The organism is Micromonospora sp. NPDC023814 (assembly GCF_040639595.1).
Taxonomy (GTDB): Bacteria; Actinomycetota; Actinomycetes; order Mycobacteriales; family Micromonosporaceae; genus Micromonospora.
This window is the reverse complement of the sequence record NZ_JBFAAF010000039.1, coordinates 18,333-39,203: the sequence shown is the minus strand read 5'-3', so window position 1 is coordinate 39,203 and position 20,871 is coordinate 18,333. Positions and strand designations below refer to the sequence as shown.

Here is a 20,871-nt window from a genome sequence, read left to right as displayed (position 1 = left end):
AAGCCGCGCCGGCCGGCCGGCGCGGCTTTCGTCGAACCCATTGACAAACAAATTTTGTACGTACAAACTGATTTTTGCCATGAGAGATGTCCTGTACCTGGAACAGCTTGAGCAGGCCGAGGCCCTGCTCAAGCCGCAGCGCGTCGAGGTGCTGCGGCAGCTGGCCGAGCCGCGCACCTGCACCGAGGTCGCCGCCCGGCTGGAGCAGACGCCGCAGCGCGTCTACTACCACGTCAAGCAGCTCGTCGCCGCCGGGTTGGCTGAGCAGGTCAGCGAGCGCAAGGTCCGGGGCATCACGGAGGGCATCTACCAGGCCGCCGCCCGGTCCTACTGGCTGTCGCCCCGGCTCGTCGGCCGGATCGGCCTGCGCCGGGCCCGCGACGAGCTGAGCCTCGGCTACCTGCTGGACCTGATGGAGGAGGTCCAGGCCGACATCGCCGGGCTGGACCGCGCCGCCCCCGAACTCCCCTCGGTGGGGGTGGCCGGCGAGATCCGGGTGCCGGCGGAGCAACGCCAGCAGTTTCTGCACGACCTGCGGACGACTCTGCAGGACCTTTTCACGCGCTACGGGGGCGCCGAGGGCGACGCCTTCAAGCTCGCCGTGGCCTGCTATCCGAAGGGGAAAGACAGTGAGTGAACCGATGAAGGTGCCCGTCCGCCTCGCCGCGCCGGTCGCGACCGTCCGCCGCGCCCTGACCGACCCGGGCGAGTTGCGCGTCTGGCTCGCCGAGCACGTCGAGGTCGAGCTGCCGCACCGGTACGAGTTCTGGGGCCGGCACACCCCCGAGGGCGACGCGCCGCACCAGCGGTTGCTGCACGTCGACGACGACACGCTGCGCTTCGCCTGGCTGCTCGACGGGGTCGAGACGACCACCGAGTTCGCCCTGCGCGCCGAGGGGCCCGACAGCACGGTCCTGACGCTGACCCAGAGCCACTTCGACTTCGCCGAGACGATGAGCGGCAGCAGCATCCGCGGCGTGCTGCAGACCTTCTGGAGCCTGTCGCTCGCCAACCTGGCCGCCCACCTGGAGGGCGACCCGCTGCTGCCGAAGGTCGACTTCACCTCCGCCGAGCTGCGCGGCGAGGTGCTGATCGACGCGCCGGCGGCCAAGGTGTTCGAGTCGCTGACCGACTCCGAGCAGGCCAGCGCCTGGTTCGGCTACCCGATCGGCATCGAGCCCTGGGTCGGCGGCCGCTACGCGATGGGCGGCTTCGAATCCGGTCACGCCGCCAAGGTCGTCGACCTGGAGCCCGGCCGGAAGCTCTCGGTCGACTGGGGCCCGATCGGCGTCAGCACCTGGGAGCTGGCCGAGTCGCAGGGGAAGACGAAGCTGACCTTCGTGCAGTCCGGCTTCGACGAGCAGAACCCCCCGTACGCGGGCTGGGCCGGGTCGCTCTCGGGGCTGTTCGAGCTGCGCCGCTTCCACGAGATGAAGGACTGGCAGCCCATCTGGCTCCCGGCCGAGGTGCCGGGCCTGGAGCCGGAGGTCGTTCAGGCGACGAGCTGACCTCGGGGAGCAAGAGCCCCCTGTCACCCCATCGGGGTGCAGGGGGCTCTTGCCTGTCCAAGCGCCGCAGGGCGGGTACAGGCGGTCCACAGGTCGCGAAAGTCTCTCACGGTCGGATCGGGGAAGTCGCGACGGCATATGGGGAATATGGGACAATTTCACCATAGGGGCGCCTGCTCAGCCTGAGCCGTCGGCATCGTGACTCCGTTCTCGGCTGAACGGCGCCTTCCGCCTGTGCCTCCGACGGATCGGTCGACGGCCGTCCGTGAGCTTGGGCCAGGCATCGCCTAGGAAGGAGCAGCAGTGATGGTGGGACGTACTCGACTGTGGGCAGTTGCGGTGGCGGCCGGCGCGGCGGTGGCGGCGGTCGCCGTCGGAAACGCCGCCATGGGCGACGGACGGGACGACTCGCGGGACCGGCACGAGTCGCGAGAGTCGCAGAACTCGTGGGACTGGGACGACTCGCGGCACGGTGAGGACACCGTGCGGGCGAGGCTCAGCGGCTACCAGGAGGACCCGCTCACGATCTCCACGCCCGGTTCGGGCCGGTTCGAGGCGCACATCGACGAACGGAACAAGGAGATCAAGTGGCGGCTGAGCTACGACGACCTGAAGGACGTCGAGCAGGCGCACATCCACTTCGGAGGAAGACACCAGAGCGGCGGTATCGCCGCCTTCCTCTGCTCGAACCTCAAGGACGCGAAGGGTGGCGCGCCACAGGGCGTCCAGGCCTGCCCCGCCTCCCCCGCCAAGATCGAGGGGACCATCAGGCCCGCTGACGTGGTGGGCCCCGCCGACCAGGGCATCGAGCCCGGGGAGTTCGACGAATTGGTCGACGCGATCGAGGCCGGCGTCACGTACGCCAACGTGCACACCAAGAAGTACCCGAACGGCGAGATCCGGGGCCAGATCAAGAGCGACGAGCGGGACCACGACAAGCGTGACGACTGGGGTCGCGACGAGGAGCGTGGCGAGTGGGGCCAGGACAAGGGTGACGACTGGGGCCAGGACAAGGGCGACGAGCGGGACCACGACAAGCGTGACGACTGGGGTCGCGACGAGGAGCGTGGCGAGTGGGGCCAGGACAAGGGTGACGAGTGGGGCCAGGACAAGCGTGACGACTCGGGTCGCGACGAGGAGCGCGGCGAGCGGGGCCAGGACAAGGGCGACGACTCCGCCGACCAGAAGCGCGGCGACTGGGACCGCACGGAGGGTGACGACTGGGACCGGCAGATGAGCGACGACTGACAGCGCCGAACTCATCGTCGCCCGTGGTGCGCGCCTGCCGTCGCGGCGGGCGGGCCACGGGCCCGGCAGGGGCATCCGCTCGTTTCCGACGAGCGGATGCCCCGCTGTCGACCGGCCCTGGCGCCCTCATGATCCTCTACGGTCGACGGATCCCGCCGACAGTGGAGGGCGGCAGCCATGAAGATCAGCATCACCTTCCACCCGAACATCGAGGAACGCGACCTGCCGGCGGCCATCCGGACGGCCGGTGACCGGCTCGCCCATGTGCAGGTGTGCGGCAACGACCGCGGCGTGCCCGGCGGGGACCACCTCGACTGGCCGGCGATGCTGGCCGCCCTCGCGGACATCGACTACTCCGGCCAGCTGAGCATCGAGTCGTTCACGGCGCCGGCCCTGGCCGTGCCGATGTCCGTGTGGCGACCGCTCGCCACCGGCCCCGACGCGCTCGCCGTCGAGGGGTTGGCCTCCCTGCGCGGGCTGTCGGCCGTGCCGTCCGCCGGGAACTCCCGCTCCTGACCCCGGTCGGGGGGTGATTGCGGGCCCGGCAGTGGGTACTGCCGGTCGATGTTCTTCATCTTCGGGCTCCGCACCAGGGTCAGCCAGTCGGGCGTGGTGCGGCAGGTCTGCCGTAACTGCGGCAACCACGCCGCACAGGTGATCACCCGCCGGTCGACGAAGTTCAGCCTGTTCTTCGTCCCGATCATCCCGATCCGCACCCGCTACGTGCAGCAGTGCACCTTCTGCGGCGCCCAGTACGACATCCCCAGGTCCGAGGCCGAGCGCCTCGCGGTCGGCTGAGCCCACCGATGGCCCGCTTCCTCTGCTGGCTGATCGGTCGGCAGCCCGCCGCGCCCGCCCCGGCGCCCGTACACACCGTCTCCCGGCCGCCCTGCACCCCGGGGCGCCGCCGGCGTCGCCGAGACCGCCGCCCGACGGCCGGCACCGCCCTGCCCCGCTCGCCCTGGAACCGCTCCTCCGGCCGTTGACCGCCGCGTGTCCCGTGGGTGCCGGCGTCAGTCGGCCCGACAGCGCGCGCCCCGGCCCGCGTGCCGGGGCGTGCCAGGATGTGGCGATGTCGTATCCCCCTCACCCGTCGTACCCGCCGGGGCCGGGCGCGGTCACCCCGCTGGTCGCCTACCCCCACCCGATCCCGCCGCCCCCGGGCCACGCCGTGCTGGCCGTCTCGGTCAACCGCGGGCCGTACCTCGTCCCCGCCCCCTCGACCAGCAAATTCAAGGTCGACGGCCAGGTCGTGCCGATTCCCGGCGAGGGCACCTGGCACGTGGCCGTCCCGGCGGGCCCGCACGACGTCCGCTACACAGACTTCATGGGCATTCCCGTGATGACCACCGCGCTCGTCGCCCATCCCGGCGCGGTGCACCACCTGTCGTTCCGCTTCGGCGGGTGGCGCAACCGCGTCCACGACGGGCACGGCACCGACGTGACGAAGTTCGGGATGTGGTCGAACTACAGCATCCTGCTGGTCACCTTCCTCGTGCTCGGCGTGGTCTGCTGCGGCGGCTCCGCGCTCCTGGCCGGGCTCTCCGGCTCGGCCTGACCAGGCTCCGGCTCGGCCTGACCAGGCTCCGGCTCGGTTTGGCCGGGCTCCGGCTTGCCTGACGGCACACGCACCGGGCGGCGTCCCGCGCCCTCCCGCCGGGGCGTCGCCCGGCGCGACCGGCGGGGACCGCCTATCGTGGCGGATCGTGACGAGCAGCGAGGAGCGACTGGCGGCGATCCGCGGCGGCGTGCCACCCAGGCGGCACAACGCCCGCACCATCGCCGCGCTGACCGGCAACCCGGGCTGCACCCGGCGGGCCGTGCTGGACGGCGCCGGGGTGGACAAGCCGAAGCTGGCCGAGCGGATCGGTTTCCCCGCCCGGTTCGGGCAGTCCCGGTTCGCCATCACCCGCGGCAACGCCTTCGAGGCGCAGGTCAAGGCCGACGGCGGGGCCGAGCTGCTGCGGCTGGTCGCCGAGCGGTTGGGCGTACCGGTGCCGGCGGCGGCGACCTGGACGGACCTCGGCGACGGCGTCGAGGACGACACGGCAGCCCGGCACCGGCGCTCCGCCGAGCTGCTGACCGGCGCCACGCCCGGCGACGGGACGGGCGACGCCGCCGCGCTGTTCGACCATCCCCTGCTCGGCCTGGACGTCGCCGGCCGCCGGGTGCACCTGGAGCCGGACCTGGTCGCCGCCCGGCTCGCCGGCCGGTTCCACGTGGTCGAGATCAAGTCGTTCCCGGTGGTCGACGGTCAGGCCGACGCGGCCAAGGTGTCCGCCGCCGCGACCCAGGCCGCCGTCTACGTGCTGGCCCTGCGCGAGCTGCTCGCTTCCGCCGGCCACGACCCCGAGCTGGTGTCGCACGACGTGGTGCTGGTCTGCCCGCGGGACTTCGCCAACCAGCCGGTGGCCAGCCTGGTCGACGTGCGCAAGCAGTTGCTGGTGCTGCGCCGGCAGCTCGACCGGATGGCCCGGCTCGACGCGCTGCTGGCCGCCGTGCCCGAGGACTTCACCGCCGACCTGGCCGCCGAGCCTGCGGCGCTGCTCGCCGCGCTGTCCCGGGTGGAGGCCCGCTACGCGCCGGAGTGCCTGGCGGCCTGCGAGCTGGCGTACTTCTGCCGGCACGAGGCGCGCGGCCACAGCGGGGCGCTGGGCCGGCCGGTCCGGGAGGCGCTGGGCGGGATCGCGGACGTGGACGAGGTGCTGGCGCTGGCCGCCGGCGAGCGCACGCCGGACCCGGGACAGGAGGAGGCCGCCGCGCTGCTGCGGGCCGCCGCCCGGCTGCGCGCCGACGCCCTCGCCGGGACCCCCGCATGAGTACGCTCCGCGCGCTCGCCAGGGCCCAGGCGCTCGCCGCCGGGGTGGCCCAACCGGTGGCGACCGTCCGGCACCTGCACCTGGCCGAGCGCCCGCTGGTGCTGGTGCCGCTGGCGATGGCCGGCGAGGCGAACGCCCCGCTGGCGGCGCTGGTCGGCGACGCGCCCGACGCGGCGCGGCTGCTGATCGTGCCGCAGCCCCGCAACCGTGACCAGCGATACCGGTTCGCCGCCGAGCTGGCCGCGATCGTGCTGCCGTACCTGGACGGGTTCCGGGGGGTCGCCGAGGCGGTGCCGGTGGACCGGGGCAGGGACGTGCGGTACCGGTACGTCGACGCCCCGCAGCTGCTGGTGCCGAACCCGGCCGGGGTGACCTTCCTGCGGCTGCTCGGCCGCTCCACCCGCTTCCGCCGCCCCGACGGCGAGCATCCGGTGCACCCGTCGGTGCCGGTGCTCGGGCGTTGGCTGACCTTCTTCGCCGAGCGGGCCGAGCATCCCGGCTCGTCGGCGCTGGTGGCGATGACCGACGCGCTGACCCTGCACTGGGCCACCGGGCAGAGCGTGGTGGAGGACCTGCACCTGCCGGCGCTGCTCGGCTGGATCGACCCGCCGGCCGGGCTCACCGGCCCCGAGGCGGCGGCGCGGGCCGAGGACCCGGCGCTCTGCCCGCCCGCCGGGCCGGCCACCGACCCCGACTTCGACAACCACCGCCTCGCCCCGGCCATCGCCGCGTACGCCGCCGCCGAGGACGACGCGGAGGCGCGCGCCGGGGCGTACGCGGAGCTGGAGCGGCTGCTGCGCGCCCAGCTCGCGCCCACCTGGGAGCTGATGTGGCGCGGCGTGGGGTTGCTGCGCGGCCTGCCGCCGGGGGCCCGGGTGGCCGGCCGGTGGGACGGCGACAAGGACGCGTTCACCGGGTACGCCGAGCACGTCGACGCGGGCGGTCCGCCGCAGCCCCGCCGCGACGGGGCGGTGGCCGCCGCCCAGCGGCTGCACCGGCTGGAACGGGCCCTGACCTCGTACGCCGTCCAGCGAGCCTACGACGACCCGCTGGTGATGGCGGAGCACCGGCTGACCGGCGAGGCGTTCGTGGGCGAGGTGACCCTGGCCGACCCGAAGCGGGTGGACGACACCGGGAAGCGGCCGGTGCTGCGCCCCCGCGTCCAGGTCGTCACCACCGAGCCGGTGCCGATGCCGGTCGGCGCCACGCTGTACTCGCCGGCCCGGCCGGCGCAGAAGGCCAAGGTGGTCTTCGTGACCCCGGCGGCGGACGGCAAGACCGAGGTGGTGCTGGAACTCTCCGGCGGGATGGGCCGGGGGCTGACGGCCCCGCCGGGCACGGTGCCCGAGGTGGGGGAGAGGCTCTGCTACACCACCCTGTCGGACTCCTTCATGCCGGCGGGGGCCTTCCCCGCCGTCGAGGAGACCCCGTGGACCCACGGGGGCCCACCGGTCCCCGTGCCTGCGCCGTCCGACCCCGCCCCGGACCCCGGCCCGGCCGCTGTGCCACCTGGCCCCGGCCCGGCCCCCGCGCCGCCCGGCCCCGGTCCGGCCGCTGTGCCGCCTGGCCACGGGCTGGCCCTTGCGCCTGTGTCGCACGGCCCCGCCTCGGGCTCCACCGACCGCGCGGTCGCGGCGGCCTCCTCGACCGACGTGTACGGCGACCCCGACGAGGAGTGGGCCTGACCGGCTGGCGTGTAGCTCTCCCACCCGCCCGGGCCTGGGCTGGACTCCCGTCACCGGTCCAGCGCCACCTGCCCCGAAACGTGCCGCCACTCTCCGTTACCTTCGTGCGTCGTCGGGACCTACCCCCTCCACGCGCTTTGCTCTGCACCCACCGACGCGCCAGGCACGCTGCGTGAACTCCGCGAACTGCCAGCTGATTGGATATGTCCAGGTCAAGACCCATGGTGCGGTGATGGGTGCAGAGCAAAGGGGCGACGGGGCGGTGCGGTCCTCCGGCCGTGGCGTGACGCTGCGTGACGAGGAGCGCTAGGTCACGATGAGTGATGGCGGGGCGGTGCGTAGGACGGTCCGGTGGGCGACGTCGAGCGCTTCGGCCGCTGGCACCTCGACGTCCGGAACGACGCCCGTGCCCTCCCAGTTGGTGCCGGAGACCGGATTGACCGGGCTGGCGATCGGCACCGAGAGGTGCAGGTGCGGGTGGACGGGGAACCCCGTCCGGGGGTGGGCGCCGCCCCCGGTCCGCTCGCCGACGACCGTGGCCCGGCCGTGCTGCTGGAGCGCGTAGGCGAGCGACTCGCCGCCGGAGAAGGTCGTCGCGCTGGTCAGGACGGCCAGCGGCCGGTTGCCGCCGAAGCGGGCTCCGGCCAGCGGTGCGGGGCTCCAGAACTGGCGGTCGGGCAGGTGGCGTTGGCGCATGGTGTAGAGGTGCGTCGGGCGGTCGAAGAGGTGCCCGCAGACCAGCACCTCCATCTCCGGGTCGCCGCCGATCGTCTCGCGCAGGTCGAGGATCAGGGCGTCGGCGTCGGCGACCAGGCGCAGCGCGGCGGTCATCGCCTCACCGGCCAGCGTGGGGGAGAACAGCGCGGGCTCGATCCGCACCAGGCCGACGTTGTCGGGCAGCCGCTCCACCCGGTGGATGCCGCCCAGGCTGGCCCGGGCCATCCCGGGCAGCGCGTCGGCGAGCGGATCCCCGCCGCCCTCCGGCAGCGGCCGGTCGTGGAACTTCACCCGCAGGTGGCGGTCGTCGTTGACCGACCGGAGCGTCCGGGTGAGCGAGTCGGCGAGCGCCGCCCAGGATCCCGTCTGCCGGTGCTGGTCCGTCTCCGTCCGCAGCAGCCCGGCGAGCCGGGCCGCGACGTCGGCGAAGACGTAGTGCTCGCCGACCAGTCGGGCCGTGCGCTCGACGACCTCGGCGATCTCGATCTGTGATGCCGGTTGTTCCCGTGTGTCGAGGGTTGTCATGTCCGCAGTAGAGCAGCGCTTTGACAAAGCGTCAAGCGACGTAGACACTTTCGGTATGACGCCGACGCCCGCGGAGCAGCCGCTCGACGACCTGCTGGAGGTCACCACCCCGGCGCAGTTCAAGGCGCTCGGGCATCCACTGCGGCAGCGGCTGCTCTTCGCGCTCGGGCAGCGCCCCGCCACCATCAGCCAACTCGCGGCGGCGCTCGGCGCGGCCAAGGGCAACGTGGCCCACCACCTCAAGGTGTTGCGCGACGCCGGCATGGTCCGCGTCGCCCACACCCGCCAGGTCCGCGGCGGCACCGAGCAGTACTACCAGCGCAGCGCCCGGCGGATGCGCGTGGCGCCCGGCCATGCCGCCGCGACCGCCGCGATGCTCGGAGCGGTCGCCGAGGAGGTCTCCGCGGCGCCCGGCGAGCCGCTGTTGCACCTGCGCCACCTGCGCCTCACCGCGGCCCAGGCCGAACGGCTCGGCGCCGCGCTCAGCGAGTTGCTCGACACCGCCGAGGACGCCGGCGAGGGCGAGGACCGCTACGGCGTGCTGGTCAGCCTCTACCGGCAGACCCCGCCGCCGCCGGCCTGACCGGTCCCGCCGGGGCCGCCGCCCGCCGGTCCAGAATCGGGCTTGACCCTCACGTAACGGCAGGCGGGAGCCTCGTTGGCGGAAGGGAGGGAAACCATGGCGTACACGGTGGGACAGGTGGCGCAGTCGGCCGGGGTGACCGTGCGGACGCTGCACCACTACGACGAGATCGGGTTGCTCTCGCCCAGTGGCCGCAGCAGCACGGGCTACCGGCGCTACGACGACGCCGACCTGGAGCGGTTGCAGCACATCCGCTACTACCGGGAGCTGGGGTTCCCGCTTGAGGAGATCGCCGCGATCCTCGACGACCCGGCGAGTGACCCGGCGGCGCACCTGCGCCGCCAGCACGAGCTGCTGACCGTACGGATCAAGAGGCTCCAGGAGATGGTCACGGCGATCGAGTTCGCGATGGAGGCGAGCAAGTTGAACATCCCACTGACCCCGCAGGAGCGGTTCGAGGTCTTCGGTGACTTCGACCCGGACGCGCACGCCGACGAGGCCGAGCAGCGGTGGGGCGGCACCGAGGCGTACCGGGAGTCGAACCGGCGCGTGTCCCGCTACACCAAGGACGACTGGCTGCGGAACAAGGCCGAGAACGAGGACTGGGGGCGGCGGTTCGTCGAGGTGATGTCCTCCGGCGCGCCGGCGGACAGCCCGGCGGCGATGGAGCTGGCCGAGGAGCACCGGCAGCTCATCAGCCGCTGGTTCTACGAGTGCTCGTACGAGGTCCACACGGGGCTGGCCGACATGTACGTGGCGGACGAGCGGTTCACCGCGTACTTCGAGAGGATCAGGACGGGGATGGCGGCGTACCTGAGCGAGGCCATCCACGCCAACGCGATCAGCCGCGCCTGATCGTGCGGTCCGTCCGCACCCTGGAGGTCACCAGTGCTCATCGTCGCCGGCAGTCTCTACGTCGACCCCGACGAGCGGGACGCCTACCTAGCCGACTGCGTCGAGGTCGTCCGGCAGGCGCGGTCCGCGCCGGGCTGCGTCGACTTCGCGATCAGCGCCGACCTGGTCGAGCCGGGCCGGATCAACGTCTACGAGCGCTGGGAGTCCGACGCGCAGCTGCTGGCCTTCCGGGGCGCGGGGCCGGCCGAGGAGCAGGCGGTGGCGATCCGCGGCGCCGAGGTGCACAGGTACCGCATCTCCGCCGTCGAGGCTCCGTGACCGGGTCGGCCGGACGTATCCGCGTCCGGCCGACCCGGGGACGGCCCGACCCTGCCGTCGGGCCTGCCGGCCCGAGCCGGCTCACCGCCCCTCGGGGAGGTAGTCGTAGACGGTGCGGGCGAGGCGGCGGACCACCTCGTCGCCGGTGGCGATCGGGCCGGAGGTGAGGAACGCGACCGCGACCTCCGAGCCGGGGACCAGGTAGTAGCCCACGTCGTGGGAGGCGTCCGGCAGGTCGCCGGTCTTGTGGGCGATCGGGACGCCGGGCGGCAGCACGGCCGGGATCTTGGTGTTCAGGGTCTGCCGCCGCATGAAGTCGATCAGCAGGTCCCGGGAGCCGGGCGTGAGGATCTGCGCGTCCCAGACCGCGCCGAGCAGCGAGACGACGTCGTCCGGGCTGGTGTAGTTCTCCTCGCCCCGCCGAGCGGCGTCCTCGTCGAGGAACTTGCGGGCCAGGATGGTCTGCCACTGGTTCATCGAGTCCGCCAGGGCGTTGACCGGCCCGAACCCGCGCAGGTAGCCGATCAGCACGTTCGCGGCGGTGTTGTCGCTGTAGACGATCGTGTACTCGGCGAGCCGACGCAGGCTCACCACCTGCGGGAACGTCTCGTGCTGGAGCTCGCCCGTGCCGTCGACCACGTCGGCCGGGGTGACCAGCACGCCCTCGTCCAGCGACACCTGGCCGCAGTCGACCCGGCGCAGCAGCTCCACGAGGATCCACAGCTTGATCACGCTGGCCGCCTTCGGCCGGAACGTGCCGTTCACCGCGACCTGCTGGTCGCCGTACCGGCCCGAGAGATCGCGGACCGTGACGCCGGCCGGGTTGGTGCCGGCCGTGGCGTCGACCACCTGCCGCAGCCGGTCGGTCAGCGGCAGCAGCCGGCGGCCGGCGGCCGGGTCGGTGGGGTCGGTGACCACCGGGCCGGCCAGCCGCTGCGGCCGGGCGCCGGGGCGGGCCACCTCCAGGGTGCCCCACCGGCGGCCGACGAGCGGGACGTCGTAGGCGTAGGTCGTACCGTCGAGGGTCAGCGTGCCGCGCGCGGACCGGCCGACGACCCGCATGCCCGGGTCGGTGGCGCGGCCGGTGTCGCCGTCGCAGGCCCGGTAGCGCACGGTGCGCGTGCCGGTGTCCACCGAGAACACCCCGCCGGGGAAGGGCAGCCAGGCCGCCGTGCTGGCCGGCGGGCGCCCGGGCCCGGGCTCCGGCCCGCCGCCGTCCGCCGCCGCCGGCCCCGCCGCCAGCGCCAGCAGGGTGACGACCGCCAGCGGTACGCGCACCGCGCCCCGCCAGGAAGATGAGCGCCTCTTGTCGGTTTTCCTCACGTTTGTACGATATGAAGGCGGGCGGGACGCCCGGCATCGCGCCCAGCGGTGTCACCCGTCCGGGGCGTGGGCGGCGGCTACCGCGGCGGCGATTCCGGCGGCAGGCCCGGGGCGAGCCGGCGCAGCGAGGTGAACGTGGGGACCAGCGCGTTGTACAGCTCGGTGAACAGCGGCAGCAGGGCGGCGTACGTGGCGGCGGCGGCCGGGTCGGGGCGGACGGTCTCCTCGATGTGCACCAGGTCGGCGGCGACGTCGACGGAGGCGACCAGCCCCAGCGCCTCCATGCCGAGCAGCGCCGCCCCGAAGCTGGAGCCCTCGCGCTCGACGGGGAAGCGCACCGGCATGCCGAGCACGTCGGCGAGCATCTGCCGCCACAGCGGGCTGCGGGCGAACCCGCCGCTGGCCCGGATCTCCCGAACCTCGTTGCCGGCGGCCCGTACCGAGGCCAGCACCAGCGCCAACTGCTGGCAGACCCCCTCCAGCCCGGCCCGCACCAGGTGCGCGCGGCGGTGCCCGTGGGTCAGCCCCACGTACGCGCCGCGCGGCAGCGCGCTCCAGTGCGGCGCCCGCTCGCTCAGCAGGTACGGCAGCATGATCAACCCGCCGGAGCCGACCGGGGCCTCGGCGGCCACCGCCAGCAGCTTCTGCTCGGCGTGCTCGCCCAGCTCCGGGGCGAGCGCGTCGCCGGCCCAGTCGAGCACGAGGCCGCCGTTGTTGATCGCGCCGCCGACCACCCAGCGCTGCTCGGTCAGCGCGTAGCAGAACACCCCGCCGAGCGGGTCCACGCCGGGGCGTTCCACCATCACCCGCATCGCGCCGCTGGTGCCGATCGAGCAGGCCATGACGCCCGGGGCCACCGCGCCGAGCCCGAGGTTGGCCAGCGGGCCGTCCCCCGCGCCGACGACCACCTTCGTGTCGGGCGGCAGCCCGGTCGCGGCGGCCGCCTCGGCGGTGAGCCCCGGCAGCACGGTGGTGGTGGGCACCAGCTCGGGCAGCTGCTCCTCGGTGATCCCGGCGACGCCGAGCGCCTCGGGGTCCCAGGAGAGCTGCTGGATGTCCATCAGGCCGGTGGCGGAGGCGACCGAGTGGTCGGTCACCAGCGCCTCGCACAGCCGCAGCAGGATCCAGTCCTTGATGCCCACCCAGTACGCGACCCGCCCGAACAGCTGCGGATCCTGCTCGGCGTACCAGAGCAGCTTGGGCAGCGGCGCCATCGGGTGGACCGGGGTGCCGGTGCGGCGGTGCAGCGCCAGCCCGGACGGGACCGCCCGCAGCCGCTCGGCCTGCCGGCTGGCCCGGGAGTCGGCCCAGGTGATGGACGGGGTGAGCGGGTTGCCGTCGGCGTCCAGCCCGATCAGGCTGTGCATCGCGGTGCTGAACGCCAGCCCGGCGATCGGCCGGCCCAACTCCGCCACGACCCCGCGGATCGACTCCAGCACCGCCGTGTGGATGCGGTGCGGATCCTGCTCGGCCCAGCCGGGGTGCGGCTCGTCGAGCGGGTAGCCGACCGAGTGGTGCAGGAGCTGCCTGCCGTCGGCGTCGTACGCGACCGCCTTGGTGCTGGTGGTGCCGATGTCGACGCCGACCACGACGGCGCGGAGCGGGTCCTTCACCAGCTCCACCCCCTCGCCTGCACGCACGATGACACCCGGCTCCGCTGACGTTACCGAGCGTGTCGGGGCGTCGTGCGGCGAACAACCCGTCCCCGGACAGCTCTTCCTCACCTACTCGCAGTCGAGCAACCCGAACTTCCCCTGGTGCGGCGACCAGACCCGGCTCTACTCCGGCAAGGGCTGGGACACCATCAAGTAGACGGAGGCGCAGATCAAGGCCGACCCCAACCTGCGCACCTACCGGGTGGGGGAGGGCCGCCGCCACTGACCCGTCCCGTTCGCCACGCCTCGCGCCCGCCGGATCACACGGATCCGGCGGGCGCGTGGCCGTGTGTCGGCCCCGCCCGTCCGGCGACACGCCCGACGGGTGCGGTTCGGCCCGGCGAAACCCGCCTATCGTCCGATTTGGTCCGCCGATCGGCCATTTTGCCCCGTTGCGTCGTGTCCGCGCCGGCCGTTGTCACCGTTGACACCGGTGACACCCCGGTTGGTGGCCTGCGCGGCGAAGGAGTCGGCGTGGCAAAGACTGATTCGACGGGTTCCACGTGGCGGTACCGGTGGGCGCACCGGCAGAACGAACGACGGCGGCGCGAGTTCCGCGGCGCCGAGCAGGAATGGCGACGACGCGACGACGAACTGCGCCGCCTGCGTACCCTCGCCGAGGAGTTCCACGGCTCGACCGCCGCGGGCGCGGGGCTGCCCCTGGAGTTGGCGCCCGACGAGGTGGTCTTCTGGGTGCTGCCGGCCGCGCAACTGGTGGAGGTCCGGCACACCGCCGTGCTGCCCGCGCCGGACCTGGCAATCGCCCCGGAGGCCGCCCCACTGCGCGCCCGCAGGCCCGACGGCGTCCGCGTCGCCGACGCCGGGATGGCGGTGATCACCAACCGCCGGCTCGTGCTGCTCGGCGGGCGCGGCCGGCGCGACTGGGCGTACGGGAAGATGACCGGCCTGGCCCACGACCCGCACGCGCCGGTCACGCTGATACAGGTGCTGGACCGGCGGCGCACCTCCGGGCTGATGCTCCCCGCCGACGTCGCCGCCGACTTCCGGTTCAAGCTGGCGCTGGCCTTCGCCGACGCCATCGAGCAGCGCGGCGCGGTGCTCGACCAGCTCGACGAGGCGATCGCCGAGCACGCCCAGCTCAAGCCGTTCCGGCCACAGATCGCCACCCCCGGGCAGGCCCGGCCCTTCGCGTTCGTGCCCGGCGGCCGGCGCACGGTGGCCGTCGCCGCCGGCATCGCCCTGCTGGTGCCCGCCGCGCTGCTCGACACCGACCCCTCCGACCCGACCGGCTCCGAGGTCGCCGTCGCGGCCACCCCCGCGCCCAGCGGCACCCCCGCGCCCAGCGGCACCGCCGCCCCGAAGGCCGCCACGCCCGTCGTCCCGCCGAAGGCGGCGACCGCGACCGCGACTGCGTCCGCGCCGCGCCGCGACGCGACGTCGCCCTCGCCGACGCCCGCCCGGGAGCGGCGGTGCGGCGCCCCCGCCAACCCGATGGGGTACGACTTCTGCGGCGGCAACCGCATCCGCAAACCGGCGGCGGAGATCTGCGACTGGTTCGACTGCGTCCCCGAGTTCTGGGCCGGGCGGGGCTACCTGGTGCAGTGCCGCGACGGCTCGGTCAGCCTCACCGGCGGGCGGCGCGACGCCTGCGCCGAGCATGACGGGGTGCGCCGCACCGTCTGGAGCTGATCCCTCGGCGGGTGTGTCCCCGGCGCGCGGTGCGGCCCCGCCGCTCAGCGTGCTCCGCGTCGGGCGGGTCCGCGGCGACCGCCTCAGCGCAGCCGTTGCAGGGGGAGCAGGCCGGCGAGGATCACCGCGGCTGCGAGGGGCAGCAGGTCCAGGTCCGCGGCGATCCCCACGAACCCGAGCAGCACCGGCACCGGCACCCACGCCGGCAGCAGCCGGGGACGGGTGGTTGCCGCCTGCACCAGCAGGGTGAGGATGCCGACCTGGAACAGCAGCGGCCCCAGCATCATGGCCGGATCGGGCAGCGCGGCGGCATCGGCCAGCCCGGGGAACAGGTCGCCGAGGATCACCCACACGAAGGCGGCCACCCCGACCAGCCCCAGCACGGTCGCCGCCTCGGTCAGCACCCGTCGCCGGGGCGCGACGGCCAGCAGCAGCCGGCGCAGCCCGACGACCAGCGCGCCGAACAGCAGGATCCCGGCGAGGAAGAAGGTGTGGCCGACGTCCCAGGCCCAGCCGTCGCCCCGGTCGCCGTCGAGGCCGTCCACCAGGCGGAGCAGGCCGTAGAGCAGCAGGAGCGCCGGGCCGCCGACGGCGGCCGCCGGCACGAGTCTCGTCGACGTCCGCGCATCGGTGTCAGTCATCCACCCAGCGTCGTCGCCCGACGGGCCGCGCTCCATCCGGGACTTCCCGCATCGGCCCCCGACCGACCACCCCGAGCGCCACCCGACGGGACCGGGGGGTTGCGCGTCCGTCGCATGATGTTCGCCGTGATCAACCACAAGCACGACCAGCACCGCAAGAAGAAGCGCGACTACTGCGGCGGGTGCAGCTGCGACGTGCCCAACTGCGACATACCCGGCTGCAACCTCGGGCTCTTCTCTACCCTGCTCACCCTCGGCGCGCTGCTCGCCCGGCTCGTCGCGCCCGGTCGGACGTCGGCACCTACGACCGATCCCGTCGGGCGGTCGCCGCTGGTTGCCGCCTCCAGGCGGGTGCCGCTGGTGGACCGGGCCGGGCGCGCCGCGATCCTCGGCTACCGGCGGTGGCTGTCGCACCGCTGGCCGGGGCAGTGCCGATACACCCCCACGTGCAGCGCGTACGGGCTGGCCGCCGTGGAACGGTACGGGCTGGGCGTCGGCGGGCGGATGGCCGCCGACCGGGTGCGCCGCTGCCGTCCCGGCGTGCCGCGCGGCACCCACGACCCGGTGCGCTGACCCGGGGATGCCCCTGACCCGCGGAATATCCCGCCCGCACACGCTCCCGGTTCGGCCATGATGGGGCCATGGAGATCCGCTCCGACGACGGCGCCCGGGTCAGGATCCGGCCCGTGGGCTACCAGCCCGGGGTCGAGCCGCCGGACGACCCGGACGAGGCGGCGGACTGGGACGACTGGCTGCTCGTCGAGACCGACGCCCGCACCGCCGACGGGCAGGCGTGGTCGCACTACACGCCCTGCCTGACGGTGTCCGAGGCGTACGCGCTGGCGGGCTGGCTGCGGCAGCAGGCCGAGACGACCGGGGACCCGGCGGAACCCTTGGCGGTGGTGCGCTTCACCGAGCCGAACCTGACCTTCCGCGCCCGGGTGCTGCGCCGTCGCCGGCTGGCGCTGACCGTCGAGTTCTCGTACGAGTCGCTGCCCCCGTGGATGCCGCGGCGGCCGCTCAGCGCGGTCTACCCGCTGACGCTCACCGTCTCCGCCGACGCCCTCGCGGTGGCGGCGGAGCAGTGGGCGCGGGAGGCCGAGGCGTACCCCCGCCGCGCCGCTGCCTCCTGACTACCGTCGACCCCGCCGCGACCGTGCGCCGTGCTGCCGGCGGTGGTGTGTGGCCCCACTCCCTCCGCCCGGTTGCGGCGGCTACGGCCGGACGATCTCATCGTCCGCCTCATGGTGGCTCCACCACGTCGGCCGGTGCTTGCTCAACCTCCCCGCGACGCGGGTCAGCAACAGCAGGTTGTGGTTGAACACGAGGGCCGCGTCCTCGCTTCGTTCGTTCAGGACCCGCGCAGTGGTCGCCAGCACGTGGGGGATCCCCTTGTCGGCCAGGACGTCCTTGCGCATGTAGAAGTCGATGTCGACGTACGTTTCCGGCTCCCACACCCACAGCGAACCGTCGTCGTCTTCGGCGTCGTAGTAGCCGTGGCTGCCCGACGTGATGTCGACGACGAAGCCGCATTCCTCGTTGAGCGCGGAAGTGAGCATGCGGTTGCCGGACAAGGTGCGCGTTTCGACGGCGTTCGGTGCGGCGAGTTCAGCCACCTCGTCGAGGGGGATCTCGCCTGCCAGCGTCAACCGGAACTCAACAGCCATCCTCGCAGTCACTCCCTCAGTTCCGCCGTACGATCTGCACGATCACGCCGCTCCGCTGCACCGCTACGAGTTCCTTCAGCCCGGGCACGGGCCAGTCGTCGAATTGCTTCTGTAGGACGACGAGGTCCCCGTTCCAGTCCTCCAGGTTGAGCACCACGCGTTGAGTCTGCCCTTTCTCGACTTTCTCGGAGACCGCGGCCCAGATGCCGCGTACCGCCTTGGGAGGAGTGGGAGCGTAACAATCGAAGACGTGGCCTTCGATGAGGTAATCAGGGGTCTTCTCCGGATTGCCCGTGTCGCCAGCGCTGAGCCTGGCTGCCGCGATCTCCGGCTTGGTGGGGTTCTGGTGGATCCGATAACCCCGACCGGCGACAGTGTCGGCGCACTCGTTCTCGAGTTCTAGTGAGCGCCGTACCTCATCATCCTCCTTGGGGGGAATCCTGGTCCGTGGTCCCGTCGGCGATCCGCCGACAACGCCGGTGGGCTGCCTGGTCCAGGGCGGAGTTGGGCCATGCCCAGCGGAGGCGGCGGTCCCACCGGTCGCGGCTGTCGACGGCGGGTCGTCGGTGGCGGCAGGCACGGGGCTGGTCGGTGTGGGGCCGCCAACCTCGATCATCTTTCCGGCGACCCCGAACTGGCGCACTTCGCCGATCGCCGCTTCGACGGACTGCCGGGCGGTGTTGGTGCGCTGCGCCACCGGTAGCAGGACCCGCTTGATGCTCTCCAGAGCGTCAAGCAGCGGCCCGGGCTGCCCGCCGTGAAGGATCACGGCGACGACTTGCTGCGCCCGTGCGATCCGGGCGATGGCCTCGACCGCCGCGTCGCGGGCCCTGTCGACCGCGCTCAGTACGGCTTCCAGAACGGCACCCGCGGCCCGGCGGCCGACTTCCTGTGCCCTGCTGTCGGCGGCGGCTGCCAACCCTCGCGCTTGCTCTACGCCGGCCAGCAGAATACGGAATTCGCCGTTGAGCTTCTCGATGTGCGACATGTGGCCGGTGCCCCCGATCGAAGGCGGTCAAGGTCCGGGAGGCTGGGGCCACGAGGCAGCCCGTGCCACCTGAGTCACTCCGGGCCGCTGCCGGCTTCCACGTCGTCGGTGCCCCGGCCGAAGTCGGGGACGGCGAGCGAGCCGTCCGGGCCGAGGGAAAAGCCCGGGTTCCAGGCGATCTCCCAGACGTGGCTGTCGGGGTCGGCGAAGCAGCCGGCGTAGCCGCCGTAGAAGGTCTCGCGTGCCGGCCGGGTCACCTCCGCCCCGGCCTCGGCCGCCACCGCCAGCAGCTCGTCGACCTCGCCCCGGGACCGGACGTTCTGCGCCAGCGTCATCCCGCCGAACCCGCTCCCGTCGGTCACGCCGGCGTCGGCGGCCAGCTTGTCGCGGCCCCACAGCACCAGCGCCAGGCCGCCGGCCTGGAAGAAGACGGTCTCCTCGACCTCCTGGCCGCGCCAGCCGAGCCGCTCGTAGAAGGCGCGGGCGCGGGCCACGTCGGCGACGCCGAGGGTGACCAGGCTGATCCGCTGCTCCATCGCCCGGCCCCGAGGGTCGTCGCCCGGGTCGTGGACGTCATCGATCATCGCGGGAACCTCCAGGGGACGACCGGCATCGCGGCCACCGTAACGCGGGCTCACGACAGGCCGGGGCGGCGGCACGCGAACGGATGATGCTGCCGCAGCCGGCGTCCGACCGGGCACCGTGGATCCGACGCCGCAGGGGCGGGCCTCCGGTCAACAGTCCCGGAGGCCCGCCCCTGGCGGGTCATGGCACTCAGCGCAGGGCGGCCGCGCTCGGCGCAGGGTGGCCGGGCTCAGCGCAGGGTGGCCGCGCCGGCGTTCGCGTACTGCTCGTCGAGGTCGCCGGAGGGCGCGCCGCCGACGCCGATGGCGCCGACGACCTGCCCGTCGACGCTCACCGGCACGCCGCCGCCGAGGAACAGCGTCCCCGGGATGTCGCGCAGGGTGGCGCCCGCCCCGGTCACCCGGCCGGCCAGCGCGGAGGTGGGCTGGCCGAAGGAGACGGCCGTGAACGCCTTGCGGTGCGCGGACTCGGCCGTCTGCGGGCCGGCGCCGTCGCCCTTGAGCTGCACCTGCACGGTGCCCGACCGGTCGAGGACGACCACGGTGACCCGGTGGCCGCCCTTCTCGGCGGCCTTCACGGTCGCCTCGGCCGCGCGCAGCGCCGCGTCGAGGTCGAGCGACGGGTTCGCCACGACGTTGCTCTTCGCGACTGTCGCGGTCTGCGGCTTCGCCACCGGCTCGGCGGCGGACGCGGTGACGGCGACGCCGGTGACGGCGGCCACGGCCACGGCGCCGGCACCCAGGCCGAGCGCCATCCGGCGGCGGAAGTTGTGGATCATCGCGTGCTCCCTGAGGTCTTCGGATCGGGGGTGACAGTCCTCAGCCTGGCCGCCGCACGCGGCGCGGTCATGGCACGCCGGATGCAACCGAGATACCTCGAATGGTTGAACCGGCCACCCCGTTCCTGCCGTACGCTGGACAGTTGTCAAGATCAATTGATCGGAGGTGGGCGGTGGGACGGCAGGACCGGCTGCGCCCGGCGATGCGGTGGGGATTCCTGCTCCTGCTCGCCGCCGCCGCCACCCGCTACGGCGTACGCCACGGCTGGGGCGCCGACACCGGAGCGGTGCTGGCGCTGGCCGGGGTGCTGCTGGCCGCGTACGCGATCAACGAGCTGGGGCGGCGTGCCGCCGGCGCGCGCTTCGCGGCGGTGCTCGTCGCCTTCCTCGCGCTGGTGCTCGCCGCGCCGAGCTTCGCCCTGGTGGCGATCCCGCTGTTCTTCGTCGGCCTGCGCCAGCTCCCCCGCCGCGCGGTCTGGCCGCTGGTCGGGCTGCTGACCGGCGCGGTCGTCGTCGCGCAGATCCGGCTGGCCGACCGGCTCGACCCCAGCCTGGTGCTCGGCCCGGTGGGCGTCGCCGCCATCACCACCGTCGTCTTCCTCGAACTGGACCGGCAGAACCGGGCCCGGCAGCGCGCGCTCGACGACCTCCTGGCCGCGCGCGACGAGCTGGACCGCAGCCAGCGCGAGGCCGGGGCGCTGGCGGAACGCGCCCGGCTGTCCCGGGAGATCCACGACACCCTCGCCCAGGGCCTGTCCAGCATGAACCTGCTGCTCCAGGCGGCCGACCAGGAGTGGGACACCGAGCCCGCGCAGGCCCGCGCGCACGTACGGCAGGCCGCGGCGACCGCCCGGGAGAACCTGGCCGAGGCGCGCCGCTTCGTCCGTGGCCTGGCCTCCCCGGCGCTCGACGGCGCCTCGCTGACCGACGCCCTGCGGCGGTTGTGCGCGGCGACCGAGCGCGACACCGGCATCCCGGTCCGGTTCGCCGTCGTGGGGACCGTCGCGCCGCTCGGCGTCGACGACGAGGTGGCCCTGCTGCGGGTCGCCCAGGGTGCCCTGGCCAACGTGCGCCAGCACGCCCGCGCGCGGCGGACCGCCGTGACGCTGACCTTCGGCGACCAAGAGGTGACGCTCGACGTGTACGACGACGGGACCGGCTTCGACCCCGCTGCCGTCAGCGGGTTCGGGCTGACCGGCATCCGGGAGCGGATCACGCAGCTCGGCGGCGCCGTCGCCGTCGAGAGCGCACCCGGCGAGGGCACCGCGATCGCGGTCAGCCTGCCGCTGCGGGAGGCCCGATGAGCACGCCGCTGCGGGAGGCCCG

The 20,871-nt window shown here is 73.8% G+C and carries 24 protein-coding genes and 1 pseudogene; 16 read left to right on the top strand and 9 right to left on the bottom strand.

From position 1 onward, the window contains the following. Positions 1–79 precede the first annotated feature (79 nt). The 8 genes from AB0G14_RS21020 to AB0G14_RS20985 all read left to right on the top strand — a co-directional run bounded on the left by AB0G14_RS21020 (position 80) and on the right by AB0G14_RS20985 (position 7,260). The gene (locus AB0G14_RS21020; protein WP_357699794.1) at positions 80–637 is read left to right on the top strand and encodes a helix-turn-helix domain-containing protein; all 558 of its coding nucleotides are present in this window, start codon (positions 80–82) and stop codon (positions 635–637) included. After that, positions 630–1,508, top strand: a complete 879-nt coding sequence (locus AB0G14_RS21015) for an SRPBCC family protein (RefSeq protein WP_357699792.1) — start codon at positions 630–632, stop codon at positions 1,506–1,508. Before AB0G14_RS21020 ends, AB0G14_RS21015 begins: the two co-directional genes overlap by 8 nt. Before the next feature lie 306 nt (positions 1,509–1,814). Continuing rightward, a complete protein-coding gene (locus AB0G14_RS21010) occupies positions 1,815–2,756 on the top strand; it encodes a CHRD domain-containing protein (protein WP_357699790.1) in 942 nt (313 codons plus the stop codon). 177 nt (positions 2,757–2,933) lie between these two features. Then, positions 2,934–3,272 (top strand): TIM barrel protein, encoded by a 339-nt coding sequence (locus AB0G14_RS21005; protein WP_357699788.1) that lies wholly within the window; start codon positions 2,934–2,936, stop codon positions 3,270–3,272. A gap of 48 nt (positions 3,273–3,320) precedes the next feature. After that, complete coding sequence (locus tag AB0G14_RS21000) at positions 3,321–3,554, top strand: zinc-ribbon domain-containing protein (RefSeq protein WP_357699786.1); 234 nt, start codon at positions 3,321–3,323, stop codon at positions 3,552–3,554. Between the two features lie 274 nt (positions 3,555–3,828). Then, entirely contained in the window at positions 3,829–4,314 is a 486-nt protein-coding gene (locus tag AB0G14_RS20995) for a hypothetical protein (RefSeq protein WP_357699784.1), read from the top strand. 148 nt (positions 4,315–4,462) lie between these two features. Next, a complete protein-coding gene (locus AB0G14_RS20990; RefSeq protein ID WP_357699782.1) occupies positions 4,463–5,575 on the top strand; it encodes a hypothetical protein in 1,113 nt (370 codons plus the stop codon). Next, positions 5,572–7,260, top strand: coding sequence for a hypothetical protein (locus AB0G14_RS20985; RefSeq protein ID WP_357699780.1), 1,689 nt, complete (start codon positions 5,572–5,574; stop codon positions 7,258–7,260). Before AB0G14_RS20990 ends, AB0G14_RS20985 begins: the two co-directional genes overlap by 4 nt. A 306-nt stretch (positions 7,261–7,566) precedes the next feature. Here AB0G14_RS20985 and AB0G14_RS20980 read toward each other — a convergent pair whose 3' ends face one another. Further along, on the bottom strand, positions 7,567–8,502 hold the full coding sequence (locus AB0G14_RS20980) for a S41 family peptidase (protein WP_357699778.1): 936 nt from the start codon (positions 8,500–8,502) through the stop codon (positions 7,567–7,569). 55 nt (positions 8,503–8,557) lie between these two features. On the opposite strand from AB0G14_RS20980, the gene AB0G14_RS20975 reads away from it, so the two are divergent. From AB0G14_RS20975 to AB0G14_RS20965, 3 genes are all read left to right on the top strand, one after another. Further along, positions 8,558–9,085, top strand: coding sequence for a winged helix-turn-helix domain-containing protein (locus AB0G14_RS20975; protein WP_357699776.1), 528 nt, complete (start codon positions 8,558–8,560; stop codon positions 9,083–9,085). A gap of 96 nt (positions 9,086–9,181) precedes the next feature. Next, positions 9,182–9,940 (top strand): MerR family transcriptional regulator, encoded by a 759-nt coding sequence (locus tag AB0G14_RS20970; protein ID WP_357699774.1) that lies wholly within the window; start codon positions 9,182–9,184, stop codon positions 9,938–9,940. 33 nt (positions 9,941–9,973) lie between these two features. Next, on the top strand, positions 9,974–10,258 hold the full coding sequence (locus tag AB0G14_RS20965; RefSeq protein WP_357699772.1) for an antibiotic biosynthesis monooxygenase family protein: 285 nt from the start codon (positions 9,974–9,976) through the stop codon (positions 10,256–10,258). 81 nt (positions 10,259–10,339) lie between these two features. Here the strand turns inward: AB0G14_RS20965 and AB0G14_RS20960 are convergent, their stop codons facing one another. Next, positions 10,340–11,581 carry a serine hydrolase gene (locus tag AB0G14_RS20960; protein ID WP_357699770.1) on the bottom strand — a complete coding sequence of 414 codons (1,242 nt, stop codon included), beginning with the start codon at positions 11,579–11,581 and terminating at the stop codon, positions 10,340–10,342. 77 nt (positions 11,582–11,658) lie between these two features. After that, positions 11,659–13,221 carry a gluconokinase gene (locus tag AB0G14_RS20955; protein ID WP_357699768.1) on the bottom strand — a complete coding sequence of 521 codons (1,563 nt, stop codon included), beginning with the start codon at positions 13,219–13,221 and terminating at the stop codon, positions 11,659–11,661. A 1-nt stretch (position 13,222) separates the two neighbouring features. Here AB0G14_RS20955 and AB0G14_RS20950 point away from each other — a divergent pair, with 1 nt between their 5' ends. Both AB0G14_RS20950 and AB0G14_RS20945 read left to right on the top strand, forming a co-directional pair. Further along, on the top strand, positions 13,223–13,393 hold the full coding sequence (locus AB0G14_RS20950; protein ID WP_357699856.1) for a hypothetical protein: 171 nt from the start codon (positions 13,223–13,225) through the stop codon (positions 13,391–13,393). 317 nt (positions 13,394–13,710) lie between these two features. Further along, the gene (locus AB0G14_RS20945; RefSeq protein WP_357699766.1) at positions 13,711–14,886 is read left to right on the top strand and encodes a hypothetical protein; all 1,176 of its coding nucleotides are present in this window, start codon (positions 13,711–13,713) and stop codon (positions 14,884–14,886) included. Positions 14,887–14,969: 83 nt separating this feature from the next. Here AB0G14_RS20945 and AB0G14_RS20940 read toward each other — a convergent pair whose 3' ends face one another. After that, entirely contained in the window at positions 14,970–15,527 is a 558-nt protein-coding gene (locus AB0G14_RS20940) for a hypothetical protein (RefSeq protein WP_357699764.1), read from the bottom strand. Between the two features lie 117 nt (positions 15,528–15,644). Between AB0G14_RS20940 and yidD the strand changes: the two genes are divergently transcribed. Then, positions 15,645–16,100 (top strand): membrane protein insertion efficiency factor YidD, encoded by a 456-nt coding sequence (gene yidD / locus AB0G14_RS20935; protein ID WP_357699854.1) that lies wholly within the window; start codon positions 15,645–15,647, stop codon positions 16,098–16,100. A gap of 68 nt (positions 16,101–16,168) precedes the next feature. Continuing rightward, complete coding sequence (locus tag AB0G14_RS20930; protein ID WP_357699762.1) at positions 16,169–16,660, top strand: hypothetical protein; 492 nt, start codon at positions 16,169–16,171, stop codon at positions 16,658–16,660. 81 nt (positions 16,661–16,741) lie between these two features. On the opposite strand, the gene AB0G14_RS20925 is transcribed toward AB0G14_RS20930, so the two are convergent. The 5 genes and pseudogenes from AB0G14_RS20925 to AB0G14_RS20905 all read right to left on the bottom strand — a co-directional run bounded on the left by AB0G14_RS20925 (position 16,742) and on the right by AB0G14_RS20905 (position 19,545). After that, the gene (locus tag AB0G14_RS20925) at positions 16,742–17,194 is read right to left on the bottom strand and encodes a SitI3 family protein (RefSeq protein WP_357699760.1); all 453 of its coding nucleotides are present in this window, start codon (positions 17,192–17,194) and stop codon (positions 16,742–16,744) included. A 16-nt stretch (positions 17,195–17,210) separates the two neighbouring features. Beyond that, a complete protein-coding gene (locus tag AB0G14_RS20920) occupies positions 17,211–17,633 on the bottom strand; it encodes a hypothetical protein (protein WP_357699852.1) in 423 nt (140 codons plus the stop codon). 180 nt (positions 17,634–17,813) lie between these two features. Continuing rightward, a pseudogene (locus tag AB0G14_RS20915) lies at positions 17,814–18,182 on the bottom strand (DUF6244 family protein); the annotation flags it as partial. Positions 18,183–18,256: 74 nt separating this feature from the next. Continuing rightward, positions 18,257–18,766: a VOC family protein gene (locus tag AB0G14_RS20910; RefSeq protein ID WP_357699758.1), complete on the bottom strand. Its 510-nt coding sequence runs from the start codon at positions 18,764–18,766 to the stop codon at positions 18,257–18,259. Between the two features lie 230 nt (positions 18,767–18,996). After that, positions 18,997–19,545, bottom strand: coding sequence for a heme-binding protein (locus AB0G14_RS20905; protein ID WP_357699756.1), 549 nt, complete (start codon positions 19,543–19,545; stop codon positions 18,997–18,999). Between the two features lie 173 nt (positions 19,546–19,718). On the opposite strand from AB0G14_RS20905, the gene AB0G14_RS20900 reads away from it, so the two are divergent. Continuing rightward, positions 19,719–20,849, top strand: a complete 1,131-nt coding sequence (locus AB0G14_RS20900; protein ID WP_357699754.1) for a sensor histidine kinase — start codon at positions 19,719–19,721, stop codon at positions 20,847–20,849. Positions 20,850–20,871: the final 22 nt, after the last annotated feature.